The organism is Denitrobacterium sp. (assembly GCF_056180635.1).
The window spans coordinates 17,308-33,924 of sequence record NZ_JAZZJS010000045.1 but is presented as its reverse complement, the minus strand read 5'-3'; the positions used below and the strand labels follow the sequence as shown (position 1 = coordinate 33,924).

Below are 16,617 nucleotides of genomic sequence, written 5' to 3'. Positions count from 1 at the left end.
AGGAGCTAATTAGCTCCTTCGTTGCACAAAAAGCAGACAAATTTGGGGTAAAACGTTACAACGAAAAAGCTATTTATCGTTTTCGTTGTATTTGCGCACCGCAAGTTTGAGGAAGAATACCGACGAGAGTCGATACAACGTATTCGTATGGAATGTTGCATCGAGTGCGTGATCATTTTCGTTGCGGAGCCCTAAGGCGTTCGGATGCTACCTATTGTCGGTTTATGCATGACTTTCCCTTGCCCGCAGTAATCCCTTCGCATTCGATGCCTCCTCGATGACCTCTATAAGATCGGGGGCTTGGTAAAATGCGCCGCGATGTGCATTGCCCATTTTGGATAGGATACCGTATTCGCAGGCCTTGGCGATAAGGTCGCGCGCGGCCCTATCGGATATTTCAAGCCTGTTGGCGACGTATGTTACATTGACGACGGGCTGTTCCACGAGCAGCGCCGGTAGCTCGTGGATCTTCGAACCCTTGCGTTCGGTGAACGATTCGCACCATGCGCTGAGCGTGCTATCGATGCGAGCCGACATTTTTGACCCAAGCGCAATGGATAGTTCGAGCGCATCGAGTAGCTGCTCGACGATGGGCTCGATGCTGCCGTTGTGGTATGCGTCAAGCGCAGCCATGTATGCGTCGACGTTGCTCAGGAGCCCTGCCGAAAGCGGTATGGTGGCGCATCGAAGCACGTCATCCCAAGCGAGCATGGCGTGCAGCAACGCCCGTCCCGTGCGTCCGTTGCCATCGGTGAAGGGGTGAATGGTTTCGAATTGCGCATGGAAAATGGCGGCCTTTGCCAGGGGCGAAATGTCGTTTCTGTTACTGAAAGCTACTAGGTCGTCGAGGCAGGCCGAAATGCGGCTGTGATGGGGCGGAACGAAAACGGCCCCGTGCGGACTGTAAAAGCCGCCCCCAATCCATACCTGTTCGGTTCTGATGCCGGCTGCTGCGTCGGTGTCTGCAACGAGAGTGTCGTGTATGCGGATGATGAGAGGAACGTCAATCTCGCCCTCATGCGCAAGGGCCTCGCGCATGGCCGCAATGTTCGCTGCGATGAGCTGTGCATTCTGGGATGTCTTGTCGCTGAGTTCCGCTAGTGCCACGTTGCGCGCGCTCGAGGTGAGGCGCTCGATCTGGGAGCTCGAGGACGATTCGCTTCGGAGCATGAGCGCGGGCAGGTTGTAAGCGCGATTAGCTTGCTCTTGGTCGTACCGGGCTATGGATGCCATGAGCTCTTCTGCGCGCCGGCTCAATTCGGCGTTGAGGGGGACGTCGAGCTCGGAAATGCGCGCAGGTAGTGCGGCTTCGTACGTAGCTCGTATCTTTCGGCGCTGCGTTTTTGACGCGTAGGCGAGCGCATCGTCGTCACGGTGCCATGGAAGGGTTTCGTATTCGACTGGTGGCCACATGGTTCCTCGCTATCGCCGTTATCGTTCCTTTTAGTATAGTCTTACGGAAGCGAAACGCAATTCACTTCCGTTAGCGCACTCCTTGCGGAAGTGAAACTCATTTCACTTCCGTTATTTTCCGCAAACGGCGGCAAATCTATCCTTGCAACCGCCGGTTACCTCGATGTAACCGTTGGGGTATTACGAACTATTGAATCGTGTTACTTCTACCGCTAGAATGCAGTGCTACGAAGTAGTAGTTCGTCACATTGCATGGAGGTTGCGGCAGTGACAGCGGTTTGCGAAGCCACGCTAACGGGAGAAGTCATCACCGGGTATTGGAATAAGCGTGCGAAAAGCTATTACAACGGCGTGGTTGGCGAGCTGTCCGATGAGCGCCGTGACGTGTGGGAGCGCGTTATCGACCGCGAAACGGCGGAATTGTTCGCTCGGGCTAATGCCGAGGGTCGTAAGCCGCGCGTGCTCGACCTGGGCTGTGGCCCTGGCTTCTTCAGCGTGCTGTTCTCCAATCGCGGCTGCAAGGTCGATGCCGTCGACACTAGCTGCAACATGATCGAGCGCGCACGCCTCAACGTGAGCGAATTTGCCTCCCCCGAAAACGTGACATTCCATTGCCTCGACGTCACCTCCCTGCCGTTTGAGGATGCTCCCTTCGACCTCGCCATCAGCCGCAACCTTACGTGGCTGATGCGCGAGCCCGAAGCGGCCTATGCGGAATGGCTGCGCGTTCTCCGTCCGGGTGGCAAGCTGCTCGTTTTCGATGCGAATTGGTATCGCTACCTGGTCGACCCCGTCATTAATGCCGCGCGCCTTGCCGATCAGGTGGGCAATTCGCTCGATGGCTGGGACGTCGAGGCTCAGGCCACCTCCGAGGAAGAGAAGCGCTGCGAGGCCATGGCTGCTCAGCTGCCGCTCACTCCCGTCTTGCGTCCCGCTTGGGATATCCGTACGCTCGAAAGCTTGGGCGCTTCCCGCGTTTCTGCCGACGCATCCATCTGGGAAGAGCTTTGGACGGATAGCGAAAAGTCGTTCTATGGCTCATCGCCCATGTTTATGGTGAAGGCAGCGAAGTAGCTCTCCAATGGTCTCCCGAACTGTGTTTTCATCGCGCGTGCCTCGTTTTGCGTCGCATGTCGTAGGTGCCATTGTCGTTGTGGTGGGCGTTACGTTTCTGGCGTATCTGCTTTCCTATCTGTCGCCAACCGATGCCGCCATTCAGTACTTTACCGACCATGGTGTGGTGCCCACGGCGGCGGAGCTCGCCGAAAAGCGCCACGAGCTGGGGCTCGACCGTCCCTTCTTGGAACAGTACGCCTCGTGGATGGCGTCGCTCTTCCAAGGCGACCTGGGGCAGTCGTATCGCAATGGTCGCTCGGTGTCGGGTTCGCTTATGTCCTGCCTGCCGTACACGCTTTCGCTCGCGGCTTCCTCGATGCTGGTCACGTTGCTTATCTCGCTGCCCTTGGGTTTGCTGTGCGCGTATCGGAAAGATGGGATCGTCGACAACATCGTGCGTCCCATCTCGTACGCGTTTTGCTCGCTGCCCGCATTCGTGGTGGCGTTTGTCCTGCTCTACGTCATGAGCGTGCAGCTTCACTGGCTGCCCGTGCGCTCTTCTGCCAACGTGGCGGGAATCATCATGCCCACGCTTTCCCTGGCCTTGCCGCTATCCGCGTGGTACGTGCGTCAGGTGCGCACCATCGCCCTCGAGCAGTTGAGCGCCCCCTACGTCGAGGGCCTGCGCTCACGTGGCATTTCCGAGCGTTCGATTCTCTTCCGCCATGTGTTGCGCAATTCCGCCTTGCCCATCTTGGCGCTCGTCGGCATGTCCGTGGGCTCCCTGCTGGGCGGCACCGCCATCGTCGAGAGCATTTTTAGCTGGCCGGGCGTGGGTAATCTCTCCGTTCAGGCCATTGGCGCACGCGACTATCCCGTCGTGCAGGGGTATGCGCTGCTCATGGCCCTCGTGTACCTGATCGTGAATTATGCGGTCGACATCGTCAGCCGGCTTATCGACCCTCGCGTGAAGGGGGAGCGATAATGCGTACGCGCTGGACGAAAGCGAAGACGAAACTGGCGATAACCGCTGCCGTGGCCCTGGTGGTAACGGTGGGCTTCGTGGTCGCTGCTCTCGTGCTGCCGTTCGACCCCAATGCCACCGACCTTTCGCATGCGTATTGCGCTCCCGGCCAGGATGGCTTCCTCTTGGGAAGCGATTCGGTGGGACGCGACGTAGCCCTTCGCACGCTGTTTGGCGGCAGCGAGTCGGTCATGATGGCGTTCGTCATCGTGCTATTGGCATTTGCCGTTGGCACGGTGCTGGGCCTTATCGCCGGCATTTCCGGTGGTGCAGTCGATGCCGTCATCGATAAGGTCATCACGATGTTCCAGGCGTTTCCCAGCTTCGTGCTTGCCATCGCGATTTCCGCCATTCTGGGGCAGGGCATCGTCAACATGGTCATTGCCGTCGTTGCCGTGAAGTGGACGGAGTTTGCGCGCCTTTCGCGGTCGCTTGCCATGGGCCTGAAAAGCTCCGATTCCGTGAGTGCGGCTCGCGTGTGCGGGGCGGGCATCGTGGCCATTGCCCGCAAGTACGTTCTTCCAAATATGCTCTCCCCCTTAGCAGTCATGGCCGCCCTCTCCATTGGTGACACCGTGCTTACCATGGCCGGCTTGTCGTTCTTGGGTCTTGGGCTCGGTCGCCCCACGAACGAATGGGGCGCCATGATGAGCGAGGCGGCGAGTAGCTTCCAATTCGCCCCCTGGTGCATCCTCGTGCCTGGCGTGGCGTTGTTCATTGTTGTCACCGTCTTCAACCTGCTCGGCGATGCCCTCCGCGACGTGATGGATGGGCGTGATGGTCGGGTGGCGCCTGAAGGCGATGGGAAAGTAGTAAGGGGATTCCTGGTGGGGAATCGAAAAGGAAGGGTTGGTAATGAAGGTAGGTAAATTGAAGGCTGGTGCGATTGTCGCAGGTATTGCGGCATTCGCGCTTTCGCTTGCGCTGTGCGGGTGCTCCGCCTCGAGTGAATCCGTGGGTACGGCAAACGCCGACCAGGGCGCGGAAAAGGTGCTCAACGCGGGCTCCACGGCATATTTCTACGCCGAGAGCATGGACCCCGCGAATGGCTGGGATGGCTGGGAAATGCAGTACTTTGGCATCACCGAAAACCTGCTCAAGCTCAACGACGATTTCTCCGTCGAACCGTGGCTGGCAAAGTCCGTCAAGAATATCGACGAGCTCACCTGGGAATTCGAGCTGCGTGACGACGTGTACTTCACCAACGGCGAGAAGATGACGGGCGAGGCCGTGAAGGCGTGCCTTGATCGCACCTACGCGGAAAACGAGCGTGCTGCCGAGACGCTGGCGATTGCCTCCATCGAGGCTAGTGGCCAGACGGTGACCATCAAGACGCAGCAGCCCGTTCCCTCGTTCGAGAACTGCATGTGCGACCCGCTGTTCAGCATCTATTACGTGGGCGATGGCATTGACTACGCTGCCAACACGCCCTGCACGGGCCCTTATGTGATGAGCGAATTCGTGTACGAGGACCACACCACGCTCGTTCCCAATCAGAACTATTGGAATGGCACGCCGAAGCTGGACAAGGTGAACCTGTACACGTTCTTCGACAACGAATCCCAGATCCTGGCCATGCAGAACGGCGAGCTGGACCTTCTGGCTATGCCGGGCGCTTCCGCCTACAAGACGCTCGTAGATAACGGCGACTTCAAGAAGGCCTCCCAGACCTCCACGCGCGCAGACTTCGTTCGCTTCAACATGACGAACCCCGTGCCCTCCAACGCCGCCATCCGCGAAGCCGTTTCGTGGTGCATCGACCGTGAGAACTACGCCGACGTCATCAACGTGGGCACTGAAGTCCCCAGCTATGGCGTGTACAGCTCTCAGCTACCCTATGGCGGTACGAAGGGCCTGCAGGTGACGGTCGATAGCTGCAGCACGGAAAAGGCTGCGGCTGCTCTGGACGCCGCGGGCGTCGTGGACACCAACGGTGACGGCGTGCGCGAGCTGCCCGATGGCACTGCCGCCGAGCTGACGCTGTACAACTGCTCCACGTATGAGCGCTTCGTGCGTCTGGCCGATGACCTGCAGTCGAAGCTGGGTTCCATTGGCATTAAGCTGAACATCGTCTCCGTCGACTACTGGCTGCAGGACGCCGAGACCTACAATGCGGCCGACCCCGATATGACCATCGATAGCTACGGCATGGCCCCCACGGGCGACGCCGCCTACTTCGCAAGCATGTGCTTTGCCTCTACGGGCTCCAGCAACTTCGGTGGTTATAGCAATGCCGAGGTGGATGGCCTGGTCAATGAGCTCGAGGCTTCGTTCGACGACAACGCTCGCCTGAACGTCATCACGCAGCTCTCCCAGAAGGTGCTCGATGACAACGCCTTCATCTTCTTTGGCAATTCCGAAACGTCCTACATCGTGCGCGATGGCGTGACGGGCTTTGCGGTTGCCCCCAGCGAGTACTATCTCATCACGGTGGATACCGACGTTGCCTAAGCAATCTACGACAATTTTGTCCGTGCGGGACCTGGGCATCTCCTATGGGGGTGCCCAGGCCGTGCGCGGCGTTTCGTTCGAAGTGCGCTCGGGGGAAATTCTGGGCATCGTGGGCGAGAGCGGTTCGGGGAAGAGCTCCGTGCTGCGCGCGTTGGCTGGCCTTTTGGGCAAGTCGGGGCGCGTGAGCGAGGGAAGCGTCTTGTTCGAGGGCTCGGAGATTACCAGCAAGCCTGCCCGTGCATTCGAACGCCTGCGTGGCAAGCATATTGCCTATGTGTTCCAGGATCCCACCGCCTCGCTCGACCCGCTCTTTCGCATTCGCAAGCAGTTCGACGAATGCCTGCGCGTGCACGATGCGTGTCCGCGCGCGGAGTATCGCGAGGTCGAATGCGCGTTATTGCGTGAGATGGGATTCGACGATCCCGAGCGGGTGCTGAATTCGTATCCGCATGAGATTTCGGGCGGCATGTGCCAGCGCGTGGTGCTGGCCATGTCGGCGGCCCTGAAGCCCACGCTCATGCTGGCCGACGAGCCCACGAGCGCCTTGGATGTGATGGCGCAGAAGCAAGTTGCGAGCCTGCTCGTGCGCTTGCGCGAGGAGCATGGGTGCTCCATCATCGTGGTGAGCCACAACATCGCGGCGCTTTCCCTGGTCGCCGACAGAATCGGCGTCATGTGCAAGGGCGAGTTGGTGGAGATGGGCTCTCGCGAGCAGGTTCTCTATGCGCCCGAGCATCCCTATACGAGGGAGCTCATTGCCGCCATTCCGGGGCGCGTTGCCCCATCGGCTGATGCGGAGGCGTGCTAATGGCCCTGTTGGAAGCTCGCGACATCTCGAAGTCGTATCGCAAGCACGTCGATGGCCTGAATGCCCTGAATGGCGTGAGCCTTTCCGTGGGGAAAGGCGAGATTGTTGGCCTGGTGGGGCTGAGCGGTTCGGGCAAATCCACCATGGCGCGCGTGCTGCTTGGCCTGGAGCGCGCTGATGCGGGCACGTTGCGTTTCCGCGATGCGGAATGCGATGCGTCCGTACGCCCCGCCCGACGCCCTCGTGAGTTTCGCCAGGCGCAACGCGGAATGCAGATGGTGTTCCAGCATCCTGCGTCGTCGTTTTCGCCGCGTATGAAAGTGGGCCAGGGCGTTGCGGAGGGCATCGCGTACACGGGGGTTCCCAAGAGCGAGCATGCGGCGCGCGTGCTCGATGCTCTCGAGGCGGTTGAGCTTCCGCGTGGTTATGCCGATCGCTATGCATGGGAGCTTTCCGGTGGCGAGTGCCAGCGTGCCGCCATCGCGCGCGCCATCATCGGCGATCCTCAGCTGCTCGTTGCCGACGAACCCACGAGCGCTCTTGATGTGACCGTGCAGGCGAAGATCGTGCGTCTGCTGCGCGACATATGCACGAGTCGCAATATGGCCTGCCTGTTCATCAGCCACGACCTTGCCCTCGTTCAGAGTCTTTGCCATCGCGTGTACGTGATGGATGCGGGCTCTATCGTAGAGGAAGGTCCCACGACCCGCGTGTTCGAGCATCCCGCGTCGCCCGCCGCGCAGCGCCTCGTGAGCGCCGTGGTGCGAATCTAGAGCGCTTCGGCTTTGTCGTTTGCGCTGCTAGCCTTCCAGCATCGCATCGAACCTCAGGTCGCGCAGGCTGCAGTGCTCGCAGATGAGGCACGTCACGCTGCCCATGTCGCAAGGTGCTACTTCGTCGGCCGCGGCAAGCCCGCCTTGGGCCATGAGCCAGTCGCCAATCATGGCGTGGCATGCCTCCTGGGCGAATAGGGGAGTGTCGCGCTTGTCGGATGGCACGCCGTCGAGCGCGCGTACGATGTCGGCATCGGTAACCGCGAGCGCCTCCTCAATCGTTTTGCCCTCGATCATCTGGCATATCATGCTCGCAGATGCCGTGATGGCGATGCAGCCCCTGCTGCGGAACCCCGCCTGCTCGATAACGCGCGTTTCGGGGTCGATGCGCCCGAATAGTTGGCATGCCACTTCGCCGCGCTTGCTCTTGCCTGCCATGCCGCGCGCGTTGCATCCCTCGGGGATGCCACTGTTGCAAAAGTCGGCGACCACGGAAAGCAGCTTGTCGGAATACCCGCGCACGCCGTTCTCATTCGCCATCTGGTACACGTCGGCGGTGCGAATCACGCGCCTGTCTTCGATTTCCTTGTAAACGTTTCGGACTTCGTCGCTAGCCATGGCGTTCTCTTTCCTAGGGATTCATCAGGCGCTCTACCGATTCGTATTCGGCGAGCGACTGGGCGTACGTGGGCGATAGGTAATCGGTCGAGAAGAAGTAGACGTCACCATTACTGGCTTCGCAGCTGGCGATATCGGGAAACTCGCCCGTTTCCTGCACGGTTTGCCAGCAGCGCAGCACGTCGTCTTCCGTCATGCTGAACGGCGGGTTCAGCAGCGAGCGGTACACCATGGGGCGCGGGTACACGCGGGAATCCTCCCGTACCACGTACACGAACGTGCGCACCTTATCGTCCTCTTGCGCTAGAAACGCCCAGTTAGCGTACGCGTCCGTCATGCGCGCATCGGAATACAGGTAGTCGGTGGAAGCACCGTGCAGCACCTGGATGTCGTCGTGCGCAATGGCGGGCAAAAGCGCGAATGCTTCGGCGAGCGTTGCGGGCTTGGCTAGTGCTTCGCTGGACTCGGCGTCCGCCTCTTCGTTCGTTCCGTCGCCTTCGGCAGTCGCCTCGTCTTCCGCCCCGCCTTCCTCGGGCTGGCACCACACGGGGTCATCGCTAATGATCGCCATAAGCACGTCCGCGAATTCGCTGGGCGTCATCCAATCGGGCGCCATGCCCTTGCTCTCCCAGCGGTCGGGCGTAACCAGGGCGCTGTCGCTCGATTGCACGCGCACGTCGTCCAGCGCGCGCCCAACGGCGGCGTGAAGCTCCTCGGCCTGCTGCGCGAGCGTGCGCTCCTCCGTTTGTTCCTGCTCGATGTTCTCCATATGCTCCTCCTTGCGCCCCATTATGCGAACATGCCCCGCCGCGGCTGTACCCTTTTAGGGGGTAATTTGGAAAACGACGTTATAAGCTGGTTAAATGCGCTTATCGCTCCATAGCGTGGCGTTTTGGATTCGCTAGGCTATGGGGTAGAGTTGGGGGAGTCGTTTGCCGCAGACGAGGGGCGAGCGAATCCGTTTGAGGGAGTGTTATGAAAAAGGGTAAGGACGCCCGAAGTACGGGTGCCTGTGGGGGCGTGCGCGAAATCGCACGCGTGTATTCCCCGCTTATTCCAACGATCGCGGGCCTCGTGTGCGCCCGCGACTGCCTGATCGTGGGAAGCTACGGAAGCTATATCGAAACCGATCAGGGATTGTTCACCGATGGTGCCACGCTCGTGTCGCTCATCCCGGTACTGTTCGTTGCTGCATGGCTCGCCCTGCGTGATTCGAATCTAAGCAAGAGGCAGGCGAATGCGCTGGGGCATGCGCTCATCGCCGCCCAGGCGCTCGTGCTGGTGCTTCTGTGCGTGCTCGAGCATACGCCGGGCGTATCGGTGGATGCGCTTCTGGTGGCCCATGCCGCCAACGAGTTCCTGGCGTACATGAACATTGGCTACTGGCTGCGCCGCGTGCGCGGGTGCAGCACCACCACGGCGGTGGTAGTTACCGTGGGTGGCCTGGCCTTCAGCGAGGTCATCTTGCTGATGTTTGCGTTCATGCCCGACCCGGCCGACAACGTGTGCGCGTTGTTTTTGGCACTGGCGCAGTTCCCGCTCATCCGCGCCGCACGCAAGCGCAAGAAGGCGTTCGAAATTGAAAGCCCCACGTTGGGCAACGATTACTTCGGCTTCATGGAAGACACCGTTTCCAGCAGCAAGTTCCTCATGGTAACGGGCCTGGGCATCGCGTTCCTTTCGGTGGTCATCGGCCTGCTGCGTGGCTACCCCGCGGGCGAGGGCATTTCCCTGGGCGGGTTCCATCGCGTTCTGTATGCCCTCATCGTCATGGCGATATGCGTGATCATCGTGGTCGCCGTGATGCGCGGCCGCACGCGCGTGATGACGGTCGCCATCTGGCAGATCATGCAGGCGCTGGGGTGCCTGGCCATTTTGGCGTACGTGCTGTGGCCCGATAACCTGGGGCTGGGCGGATGCTTCACGACGTCCACGAACGCCCTCATGGTGGTGTTCGACTGGTACATCATCGTGGCCTTCATGAGCTATGGCTACCGTGACCCTTGGTACTACGTGCTCAGCGGTTTCGCCGTGTTCCTGGGCCCTCGCGCCCTCGCGCGCATGGCGGAAGGCGGCCTGGCCATGATTGGCGTCGATTCCATCCAGGTCATCGCCATCATGGGCGTCGCGATGGTCATTTCTGCGCAGTTCATTTTGGGCCAGCTCATTTTCGTGTACATGGATGGCCTGGGGAACAAGTCGGAAGAGGAAAGCCAAGAGACCCCCAGCGAGCAGCCCGCGTCGAACCATCGGGTCATGAAGAGCCTCATGGGCTTGGAGAAGAAGGCCGAGCCGGCATCGCGCGAAGATGCGATGCGCATGGCCATGAAAGAGGGAATTCACACGCTTGGCCAGCAGTTTCTGCTTACCGAGCGCGAAGAGGAAGTGCTCGTGCGCTATGCGTTGGGCAAGACGCAGCAGCGCGTGGCCGAAGAGCTGTTCATCAGTCCTGGAACCGTGCATGCCCATATCAAGCGCATCTATGCGAAAACGGGCCTTCATTCGCGCCAGGACGTGTTGGATTACCTGAGCGAATACGCCAAGTAGCGTTTGGCGAACAAGACGAGAAAACGGGCCGCGAGGGGAGGTTCTCGCGGCCCGTTTGTGCTACATCAGCCCTGCGGCCTGCAGGTCTTCCTTGACGTCGCTCATGCCGTGCGCGTCGAGGTACGCGGCCGTGGGGCAGCCCTTCTGCTCATCCCACGAGAAGCGCTTGTAGAACATGCCCAGCGCCTTCTGCCAGTCTTCCCAGTCCAGCTTCACGGTTCCCTCGGAAAATGCGGGAATGTCGGGGTCCTGGGTGAACGTCCACTTGGTGGCGATGTCATGCACGTTGCGGAAGTCGTCGGTGCCCATGCCTCGCATGGTGTTGCAACGCTGCAGCGTGGTGATCTTCTCGCCGATGGCGTACAGCTCGTCGGTGGTAACGTCCTGCCCGGTTACGGCCGTGAAGAACTTCGCCTCCAGATCGAGGTCGCCGCGGTAGTCGCGCGCCTTCGTGGGGCTGCAGGTCATGGGCCATACCCAGTTGCACAGCGTCAGGCTGTCGTGCAGTACGTCGGTGACCACGCTCCACCAGGCGAAATTCGCCTTGTGCTCGTTCATGGGCGTGTAGGCCTTCGGCGGGTCGATGGCGTCTTCTCCGCCCCAGACCTCGGCTGCGATGGCCTTCTTCAGGTCGAACGGCAGGCCGCTGCCCTGGAAGTTTACCGCGGAGTGAATCATGTCGTCGCGGTTGAACACCATGTTGTACAGCATGCCAACCTGGCCGAAGCATTCGGCTGCATGATGCACGGGCCAGCCGCGGTAGTTGATGAGGGTCGAGGCCTTGTCGTCGAACCAGGCCATGTCGTTCCAGCGCTCGCACCACACTACGTCGCCATGGGCAACGTAGCTCATCTCGTTGTCGTTCTGGGCGATGTGGCGCAGGATCTGCACGGCCACGCTGGGGTCGGCATTCTCGGGCGTCAGCTTGCTCCAGTCGAACAGCGCGTATTCCTCGGCGGGAAGCACGCGCTTGAAGATGCCTTCCTTGATGCAGTGGGCGATGTCGCGGTGCAGGCTGGCGTAGTTGCACCACAGGCCCAGGTCATCCATGGTGGTGCCGATGGCCGCGTTGAAGGCGATGTACTCGTCGGGCATTTCCTTCTGGCTGATGCCCGTCTTCAAGATGGTCTCGGCGTAGCGCCAGGGGAAGTTGGCGGCACAGGTGTTGCCCGAGGTCTCGAAGCCGCCTGCTTCGGCCGACGCCTCAACGCGCAGGTCGCTGTAGCAGTGAATCGGGCAGCTGTGGCAGCCGTTCATCTTGATGGTGTATGCGGAAGCGGCGGGACCCAGGTCCTTCGTCGACTTCATGCAGCGGTAGCCCACCGTGTTCAGCTCGCCTGGTTTCGGCTCGCCGGTCTCGATGGGGCCACCCTCGGCCAGCTCCCAGTTCAGGCCCTTCGCGGCGGTCCAGCGGGAATCGGCGTCGTAGAATTCCGCCCATTCCTGCTGCGTGCTGGGAACGACGTGGTTGTTGTTCGAGCCCACGATCTCGCGCAGCATGTAGTCGGAAAGCTCGGCCACGGCTTTGGGGTCGGCCACGTACACGGGCTTATCGCCCTCGATGACCAGCGCCTTCAGCATCTTCGAGCCCATGACCGCGCCCGTGCCGGCGCCGGCGGAATGGTTGCGGGAGTTGATGATGCACGAATACGGCAGCAGGTTCTCGCCGGCGGGGCCGATGGCGGCCACGCACGTGCGCGTGCCTTCCAGGCGCGTGAGCAGCTCGGTGGTGGCGCGGGTGCCCAGGCCCCACACCTTTTCGGCGCTCTTGATCTTCACGGTGTCGTTATGGATGGAAAGGTATACGGGCTTGTCGCTCGCGCCTTCCACGATGATGGCGTCGTAGCCGGCCATCTTCATCTTGGCGCCCAGCATGCCGCCGCAGTGGGCGTCGATAACCAGGTGGTCGGTCGTGAACGTGGAAAGGCTGCAAATCGTGGTGCGCCCGGCCAGGGGCACGCCGGTTGCCGTGAGCGGGCCCACGGCGAAGATGATCTTGTTCTCGGGGTCGAACGGCTCGGTGCCCGCGGGCACTTCGTCGTACATGATCTTGTTGGCGAGGCCCATGCCGCCGATGTAGGCCTTGTACGGCTCGGTGGCTTCGGTGGTGATGCTGCCCGTGGTGAGGTTCACGCGGAGCATCTTGCCGGTCCAGCCGAATGACTTCTCGTCTGCCATATCACTCTCCAAATCCTCAGGTCGAATTCACGTTGCGCGGTGAATGTGGGAACGTGCGAGCGATATCGAACGGCGCGTCTGCGTTGGCCGTTCTGCGCAGAGGATAGGGCAAGGGCCGCTACCCCTCGTACCCTCTTTTCGGGTAATAACCAAACTATCAGGCAATTTGTGATTATTACCCCGCAAGAGGGGAAGGGGGGTACGCGGCTTCGCGGGATACTGCTCCCCGAGTTGCGCAGGTGAGAAAACGAGGGAGGCGGACGCTTTCGGGCGTCCGAGGCGAGATTTTCTTACAACGAGGAGGAGAAACGCGTATGTCAGAGGTTCATCTGAATACCGATGCCGCCGCGCAGGAGAGCGATGGCGGCAGCAAGCCCAGGAATGTATCCCGTCGCGACGTGCTTGCCATGTGCGGTTGCGGCGTTGCGGGTCTAGTCGTGGGCGGCGTGCTCGCCAAATGGGGCGTTACGGAGCGCGCAATCGCCGCCGGGCGCATCGAGATTTCCACGACCCCGCAGAAGTTCATCGTTACCGACCGTGGTCGCTGCAGCGGCTGCCAGCGCTGCGAGATGATGTGCTCGCTGCGCAACGACGGTTGGGTTAGCCAGCAAACGTCCCGCGTGCGCGTGTGGGAAAACTACAACTATGGCTCTTCGCCCGACACGCTCGACGGCGCGTTTAGCAACTGCCAGTTCACCATCAAGAGCTGCAAGCAGTGCAGCGATCCCGCCTGCGTGGACAATTGCCCTGTGCATGCCATTTCCAGCGACCCGAATACGGGTGCGCGCGTGATTGACGAAGACGTATGCATCGGGTGCGGCATGTGCCACGAGGCCTGCCCCTGGAACATGCCTCAGGTCTCGAGCGTGACGGGCAAGTCGACGAAGTGCATTTCGTGCGGTCGCTGCGCCGAGCAGTGCCCGAATGGGGCCATTCAGTTCATCGACTGGCAGGATATCTTCCAGGAGTGCATCGACGCGGGCGTCGTGAATACGGCCGAAGTTGCCGGCGTGCTCGTTCGTCCGTAGGCAATGCGGAAGGATGAGATTATGCGAGATGCAACGATAACCCGCCGCGGCTTTCTGGCCGCAACGGCGGGCGCTCTAGGAGCCGCTTCGGTGGCAACGGCGGCGAATGCGTCCATGGATTGGGCCATTGCCGCAAATTATGAAACGGACGACACCGCGAAGCTCGTTCACTCTTCGTGTGCGGGCTGCGATAACAACTGCGGGTTCACCGCATATGTAAATAAGGGCAAGCTGGGCAAGGTCATCGGCGACGCCGGCAATGCCGCTTCGGGTGGCAAGCTGTGCGCCGTCGGGTATGCCTACCCCCAGATTGTCGAGGCGGAAGAGCGCGTCGTGGAACCGCTGCGCAAGAACGCGCAGGGCAAGTTCGAGCCCGTCAGCTGGGACGAGGCGTTTCACGAGATTGGGTCCGCCATGCGCGGAATGGATCCTTCCCAGCTTGCCTACATTGGCAATGGGCGCCCCACGAGCGATTTCTACGGAAAGCGCCTCATGTGGGCGATGGGTAGCGCGAACGTGTTCGACAGCGCTTCCGCGGGGGTGCTTGCCCGCAAGGCGGGAACGCGTGCCGCGCTGGGCTGCGGGGGGTATACCCCCGATGTGGCCCATTCGAAGATGGTGCTCTACCTGTGCGATGGCGCTTTGGGCGGCATGTATCCGGCTCAGTTTGCCGCGCTGCAGGCGGGCCGCGAAAACGGCGCGCGCATCGTGATTGCGGGCCCTTGCATGGTGGGCGACGCCAAGCTGGGTGGCGAGTGGATTGCCGTTAAGCCCGGCATGCAGCTTGCGCTGGTGCTGGCAATTTCCCATGAGCTGCTGGAAAACGACTTCGACGCTTCGTTCGTGGCTGCGCAAGGTGCCGGCTTCGAGGAATATCGTGCGGCGATGGCGCCGTATACCGCCCATTGGGCGCAGAAAACGGCGGGCATCGACGCGACGGTTGTGCGCGAGCTGGCCGCGTCGCTCTGGCGGGCGGCCCCCGCGTGCTCCGTGGCGCTCGACCGTCGCGGTGGCAATGGGGCGCTCTATGGCAATTCCGGCGAACTCGCCCGTGCGACGGCGCTGCTGAACGCGCTGCTTGGTTGCTACAACCAGCGCGGTGGCGCCCTGGTGGATGCCGATGTTCAGCCCGGCGAGCTTGCGGGCATAAGCCCCGTGACCCAGCCGAGTGCGGCGCGTATCGGCGATTCCGAATACCCGCTGGGTGCTCCCGCGGGCGGATCTGCGGCCGCAGCGTTGAAGGGCGCGCACGAGGGCTCTATCAAGGGTCTGCTGTTCTGCGGAAACGACTACGTTGGGGATGCTTCGAGCCCCGAATACGCGCGTTCCGCCATCGAGGGCTGCGAGCTTTCGGTGTGCATCGACATCGCGCTCAGCCCGACGGCGCAGGCGTGCACGTACGTGCTGCCCGACGTGAGCTATCTCGAGCGCGACGAGCTCCCCGCGTTCGTGAGCGGGCCTACGCCCAGCGTTGTGATGCGCAATGCGGCGATTGGCCAGGTGCATGCAGGCACGAAGCCACTGCAAGATATCATCTGCGGTCTGGCTGCTGCATGTGGCGTGGGCGATGCGTTCGATTTCTCGCTGGAAGACGTTGCGCGCGCCCAGCTAGCAAGCGTGGGCGTGAGCTACGAAGGCGCCCTGAGCGTTGGCTCCGTGTCGCTTCACGACCGCGCCGTGGAATACGGGCGCATGCCTGCATGGGGCACGCCGAGCGGCAAGATCGAGTTCGCGAGCGCGGCATGCTCCGCGGCGGGGCTTTCCGCTGCTCCCCAGTGGGTCGAGCCTGCCCATATGCCTTCCGGCGACGGGTTCGCCCTGGCCTCGGGCTCGCTGCCCGTGGTATCCGGCGGGCTGGCGTTCAGCGTGGGCTCCCTTGCTGCGATCGTGGCCAAGTATGGGCTCGACCGCGTATGGCTGAACGCGCGCGACGCCGAACGCCTGCATATCGCCGATGGCGACACGGTGAAGCTTGCGGGGCAGTCGGAGGTCACGGCTCGCGTGCGCGTGACCGAGTGCGTGATGCCCGGCGTGGTGTTTGTGCCGTCGGGCCTTGGGAAATCGCAGGATGCGACTTCCGGCGTGAACGTTGCCGACCTGGTGCCCTTTGCGATCGAGCCTGCATATGGCGCGGGCATGGTGCGCGACGTGGCGCTTACGGTCCAGAAAGCAGGTGCGTAATGACTCGTTTTGGAATGCTAATCGATACCACGAAATGCGTGGGCTGCTACACGTGCGTTACCGCATGCCAGCGCCAGAATGGCTTGGAACCGAGCGAGCAGTTCATCAGGTTCGAGGAGGCCGAAAGCGGCACGAGTCCATCCCTGAACTGGGAAATGGTTCCCCTGCAGTGCATGCATTGCGAGGACGCGCCGTGCGCGAGCGTATGTCCCACGGGCGCGACGCACATTACCGACGCCGGCATCGTTGCCGTTGACCAGGGGCGTTGCATCGGCTGCAAGTACTGCATGGCCGCATGCCCCTACCAGGTGCGCCAGGTGAACGAGAAGGAAGGCACCGTGGATAAGTGCCGCTTCTGCACGGCGTCGGCTTCCGACGGCACGGCGATGTGCAGCTGCGTTGAGGCGTGCCTTACGGGTGCGCGCATCTTCGGCGACCTCGACGACCCCCAGAGCGAGATTTCCCGCACCATTGCGGAAACGGGGGCCCAGCCCATCGCGGGCGACCTGACCAAAGCCAAGATTTACTACGTGAGGTGAT

At 61.5% G+C, this 16,617-nt stretch carries 14 protein-coding genes; 10 read left to right on the top strand and 4 right to left on the bottom strand.

From position 1 onward, the window contains the following. Nucleotides 1-222: 222 nt before the first annotated feature. Nucleotides 223-1,413, bottom strand: coding sequence for a Fic family protein (locus tag AC04P6_RS04315; RefSeq protein WP_475565366.1), 1,191 nt, complete (start codon nucleotides 1,411-1,413; stop codon nucleotides 223-225). 267 nt (nucleotides 1,414-1,680) lie between these two features. Between AC04P6_RS04315 and AC04P6_RS04310 the strand changes: the two genes are divergently transcribed. The 6 genes from AC04P6_RS04310 to AC04P6_RS04285 are packed head-to-tail and all read left to right on the top strand — an operon-like array spanning nucleotide 1,681 to nucleotide 7,525. Next, on the top strand, nucleotides 1,681-2,487 hold the full coding sequence (locus tag AC04P6_RS04310; protein WP_475565365.1) for a class I SAM-dependent methyltransferase: 807 nt from the start codon (nucleotides 1,681-1,683) through the stop codon (nucleotides 2,485-2,487). Between the two features lie 37 nt (nucleotides 2,488-2,524). Continuing rightward, complete coding sequence (locus tag AC04P6_RS04305; RefSeq protein WP_475565364.1) at nucleotides 2,525-3,454, top strand: ABC transporter permease; 930 nt, start codon at nucleotides 2,525-2,527, stop codon at nucleotides 3,452-3,454. Further along, entirely contained in the window at nucleotides 3,454-4,362 is a 909-nt protein-coding gene (locus tag AC04P6_RS04300) for an ABC transporter permease (protein ID WP_475565363.1), read from the top strand. The genes AC04P6_RS04305 and AC04P6_RS04300 overlap by 1 nt, the downstream gene beginning before the upstream one ends. Continuing rightward, nucleotides 4,349-5,944: an ABC transporter substrate-binding protein gene (locus tag AC04P6_RS04295; RefSeq protein WP_475565362.1), complete on the top strand. Its 1,596-nt coding sequence runs from the start codon at nucleotides 4,349-4,351 to the stop codon at nucleotides 5,942-5,944. Before AC04P6_RS04300 ends, AC04P6_RS04295 begins: the two co-directional genes overlap by 14 nt. A gap of 22 nt (nucleotides 5,945-5,966) precedes the next feature. Beyond that, a complete protein-coding gene (locus AC04P6_RS04290; RefSeq protein WP_475565385.1) occupies nucleotides 5,967-6,752 on the top strand; it encodes an ABC transporter ATP-binding protein in 786 nt (261 codons plus the stop codon). Then, nucleotides 6,752-7,525, top strand: a complete 774-nt coding sequence (locus AC04P6_RS04285; protein WP_475565361.1) for an ABC transporter ATP-binding protein — start codon at nucleotides 6,752-6,754, stop codon at nucleotides 7,523-7,525. The genes AC04P6_RS04290 and AC04P6_RS04285 overlap by 1 nt, the downstream gene beginning before the upstream one ends. Nucleotides 7,526-7,552: 27 nt before the next feature. Here AC04P6_RS04285 and AC04P6_RS04280 read toward each other — a convergent pair whose 3' ends face one another. Together AC04P6_RS04280 and AC04P6_RS04275 are read right to left on the bottom strand one after the other, a co-directional pair. After that, a complete protein-coding gene (locus AC04P6_RS04280; protein ID WP_475565360.1) occupies nucleotides 7,553-8,143 on the bottom strand; it encodes an iron-sulfur cluster assembly scaffold protein in 591 nt (196 codons plus the stop codon). A gap of 13 nt (nucleotides 8,144-8,156) precedes the next feature. Continuing rightward, complete coding sequence (locus AC04P6_RS04275; RefSeq protein WP_475565359.1) at nucleotides 8,157-8,912, bottom strand: hypothetical protein; 756 nt, start codon at nucleotides 8,910-8,912, stop codon at nucleotides 8,157-8,159. A gap of 206 nt (nucleotides 8,913-9,118) precedes the next feature. On the opposite strand from AC04P6_RS04275, the gene AC04P6_RS04270 reads away from it, so the two are divergent. After that, nucleotides 9,119-10,690: a response regulator transcription factor gene (locus AC04P6_RS04270; protein WP_475565358.1), complete on the top strand. Its 1,572-nt coding sequence runs from the start codon at nucleotides 9,119-9,121 to the stop codon at nucleotides 10,688-10,690. A gap of 60 nt (nucleotides 10,691-10,750) precedes the next feature. On the opposite strand, the gene AC04P6_RS04265 is transcribed toward AC04P6_RS04270, so the two are convergent. Beyond that, nucleotides 10,751-12,868 carry an aldehyde ferredoxin oxidoreductase gene (locus tag AC04P6_RS04265; RefSeq protein ID WP_475565357.1) on the bottom strand — a complete coding sequence of 706 codons (2,118 nt, stop codon included), beginning with the start codon at nucleotides 12,866-12,868 and terminating at the stop codon, nucleotides 10,751-10,753. Between the two features lie 314 nt (nucleotides 12,869-13,182). On the opposite strand from AC04P6_RS04265, the gene AC04P6_RS04260 reads away from it, so the two are divergent. The 3 genes from AC04P6_RS04260 to AC04P6_RS04250 are packed head-to-tail and all read left to right on the top strand — an operon-like array spanning nucleotide 13,183 to nucleotide 16,616. After that, a complete protein-coding gene (locus AC04P6_RS04260; RefSeq protein WP_475565356.1) occupies nucleotides 13,183-13,896 on the top strand; it encodes a 4Fe-4S binding protein in 714 nt (237 codons plus the stop codon). A 21-nt stretch (nucleotides 13,897-13,917) separates the two neighbouring features. Then, complete coding sequence (locus AC04P6_RS04255) at nucleotides 13,918-16,077, top strand: molybdopterin-containing oxidoreductase family protein (protein ID WP_475565355.1); 2,160 nt, start codon at nucleotides 13,918-13,920, stop codon at nucleotides 16,075-16,077. Next, complete coding sequence (locus AC04P6_RS04250; protein ID WP_475565354.1) at nucleotides 16,077-16,616, top strand: 4Fe-4S dicluster domain-containing protein; 540 nt, start codon at nucleotides 16,077-16,079, stop codon at nucleotides 16,614-16,616. The genes AC04P6_RS04255 and AC04P6_RS04250 overlap by 1 nt, the downstream gene beginning before the upstream one ends. The last annotated feature ends 1 nt before the right edge of the window (nucleotide 16,617 follow it).

Coding starts and splice junctions, on each gene's coding strand:
- AC04P6_RS04315 (WP_475565366.1), bottom strand. CDS start 1,413: ATGTGGCCACCAGTCGAATACGAAACCCTTCCATGGCACCGTGACGAC.
- AC04P6_RS04300 (WP_475565363.1), top strand. CDS start 3,454: ATGCGTACGCGCTGGACGAAAGCGAAGACGAAACTGGCGATAACCGCT.
- AC04P6_RS04295 (WP_475565362.1), top strand. CDS start 4,349: ATGAAGGTAGGTAAATTGAAGGCTGGTGCGATTGTCGCAGGTATTGCG.
- AC04P6_RS04285 (WP_475565361.1), top strand. CDS start 6,752: ATGGCCCTGTTGGAAGCTCGCGACATCTCGAAGTCGTATCGCAAGCAC.
- AC04P6_RS04280 (WP_475565360.1), bottom strand. CDS start 8,143: ATGGCTAGCGACGAAGTCCGAAACGTTTACAAGGAAATCGAAGACAGG.
- AC04P6_RS04275 (WP_475565359.1), bottom strand. CDS start 8,912: ATGGAGAACATCGAGCAGGAACAAACGGAGGAGCGCACGCTCGCGCAG.
- AC04P6_RS04270 (WP_475565358.1), top strand. CDS start 9,119: ATGAAAAAGGGTAAGGACGCCCGAAGTACGGGTGCCTGTGGGGGCGTG.
- AC04P6_RS04265 (WP_475565357.1), bottom strand. CDS start 12,868: ATGGCAGACGAGAAGTCATTCGGCTGGACCGGCAAGATGCTCCGCGTG.
- AC04P6_RS04260 (WP_475565356.1), top strand. CDS start 13,183: ATGTCAGAGGTTCATCTGAATACCGATGCCGCCGCGCAGGAGAGCGAT.
- AC04P6_RS04255 (WP_475565355.1), top strand. CDS start 13,918: ATGCGAGATGCAACGATAACCCGCCGCGGCTTTCTGGCCGCAACGGCG.
- AC04P6_RS04250 (WP_475565354.1), top strand. CDS start 16,077: ATGACTCGTTTTGGAATGCTAATCGATACCACGAAATGCGTGGGCTGC.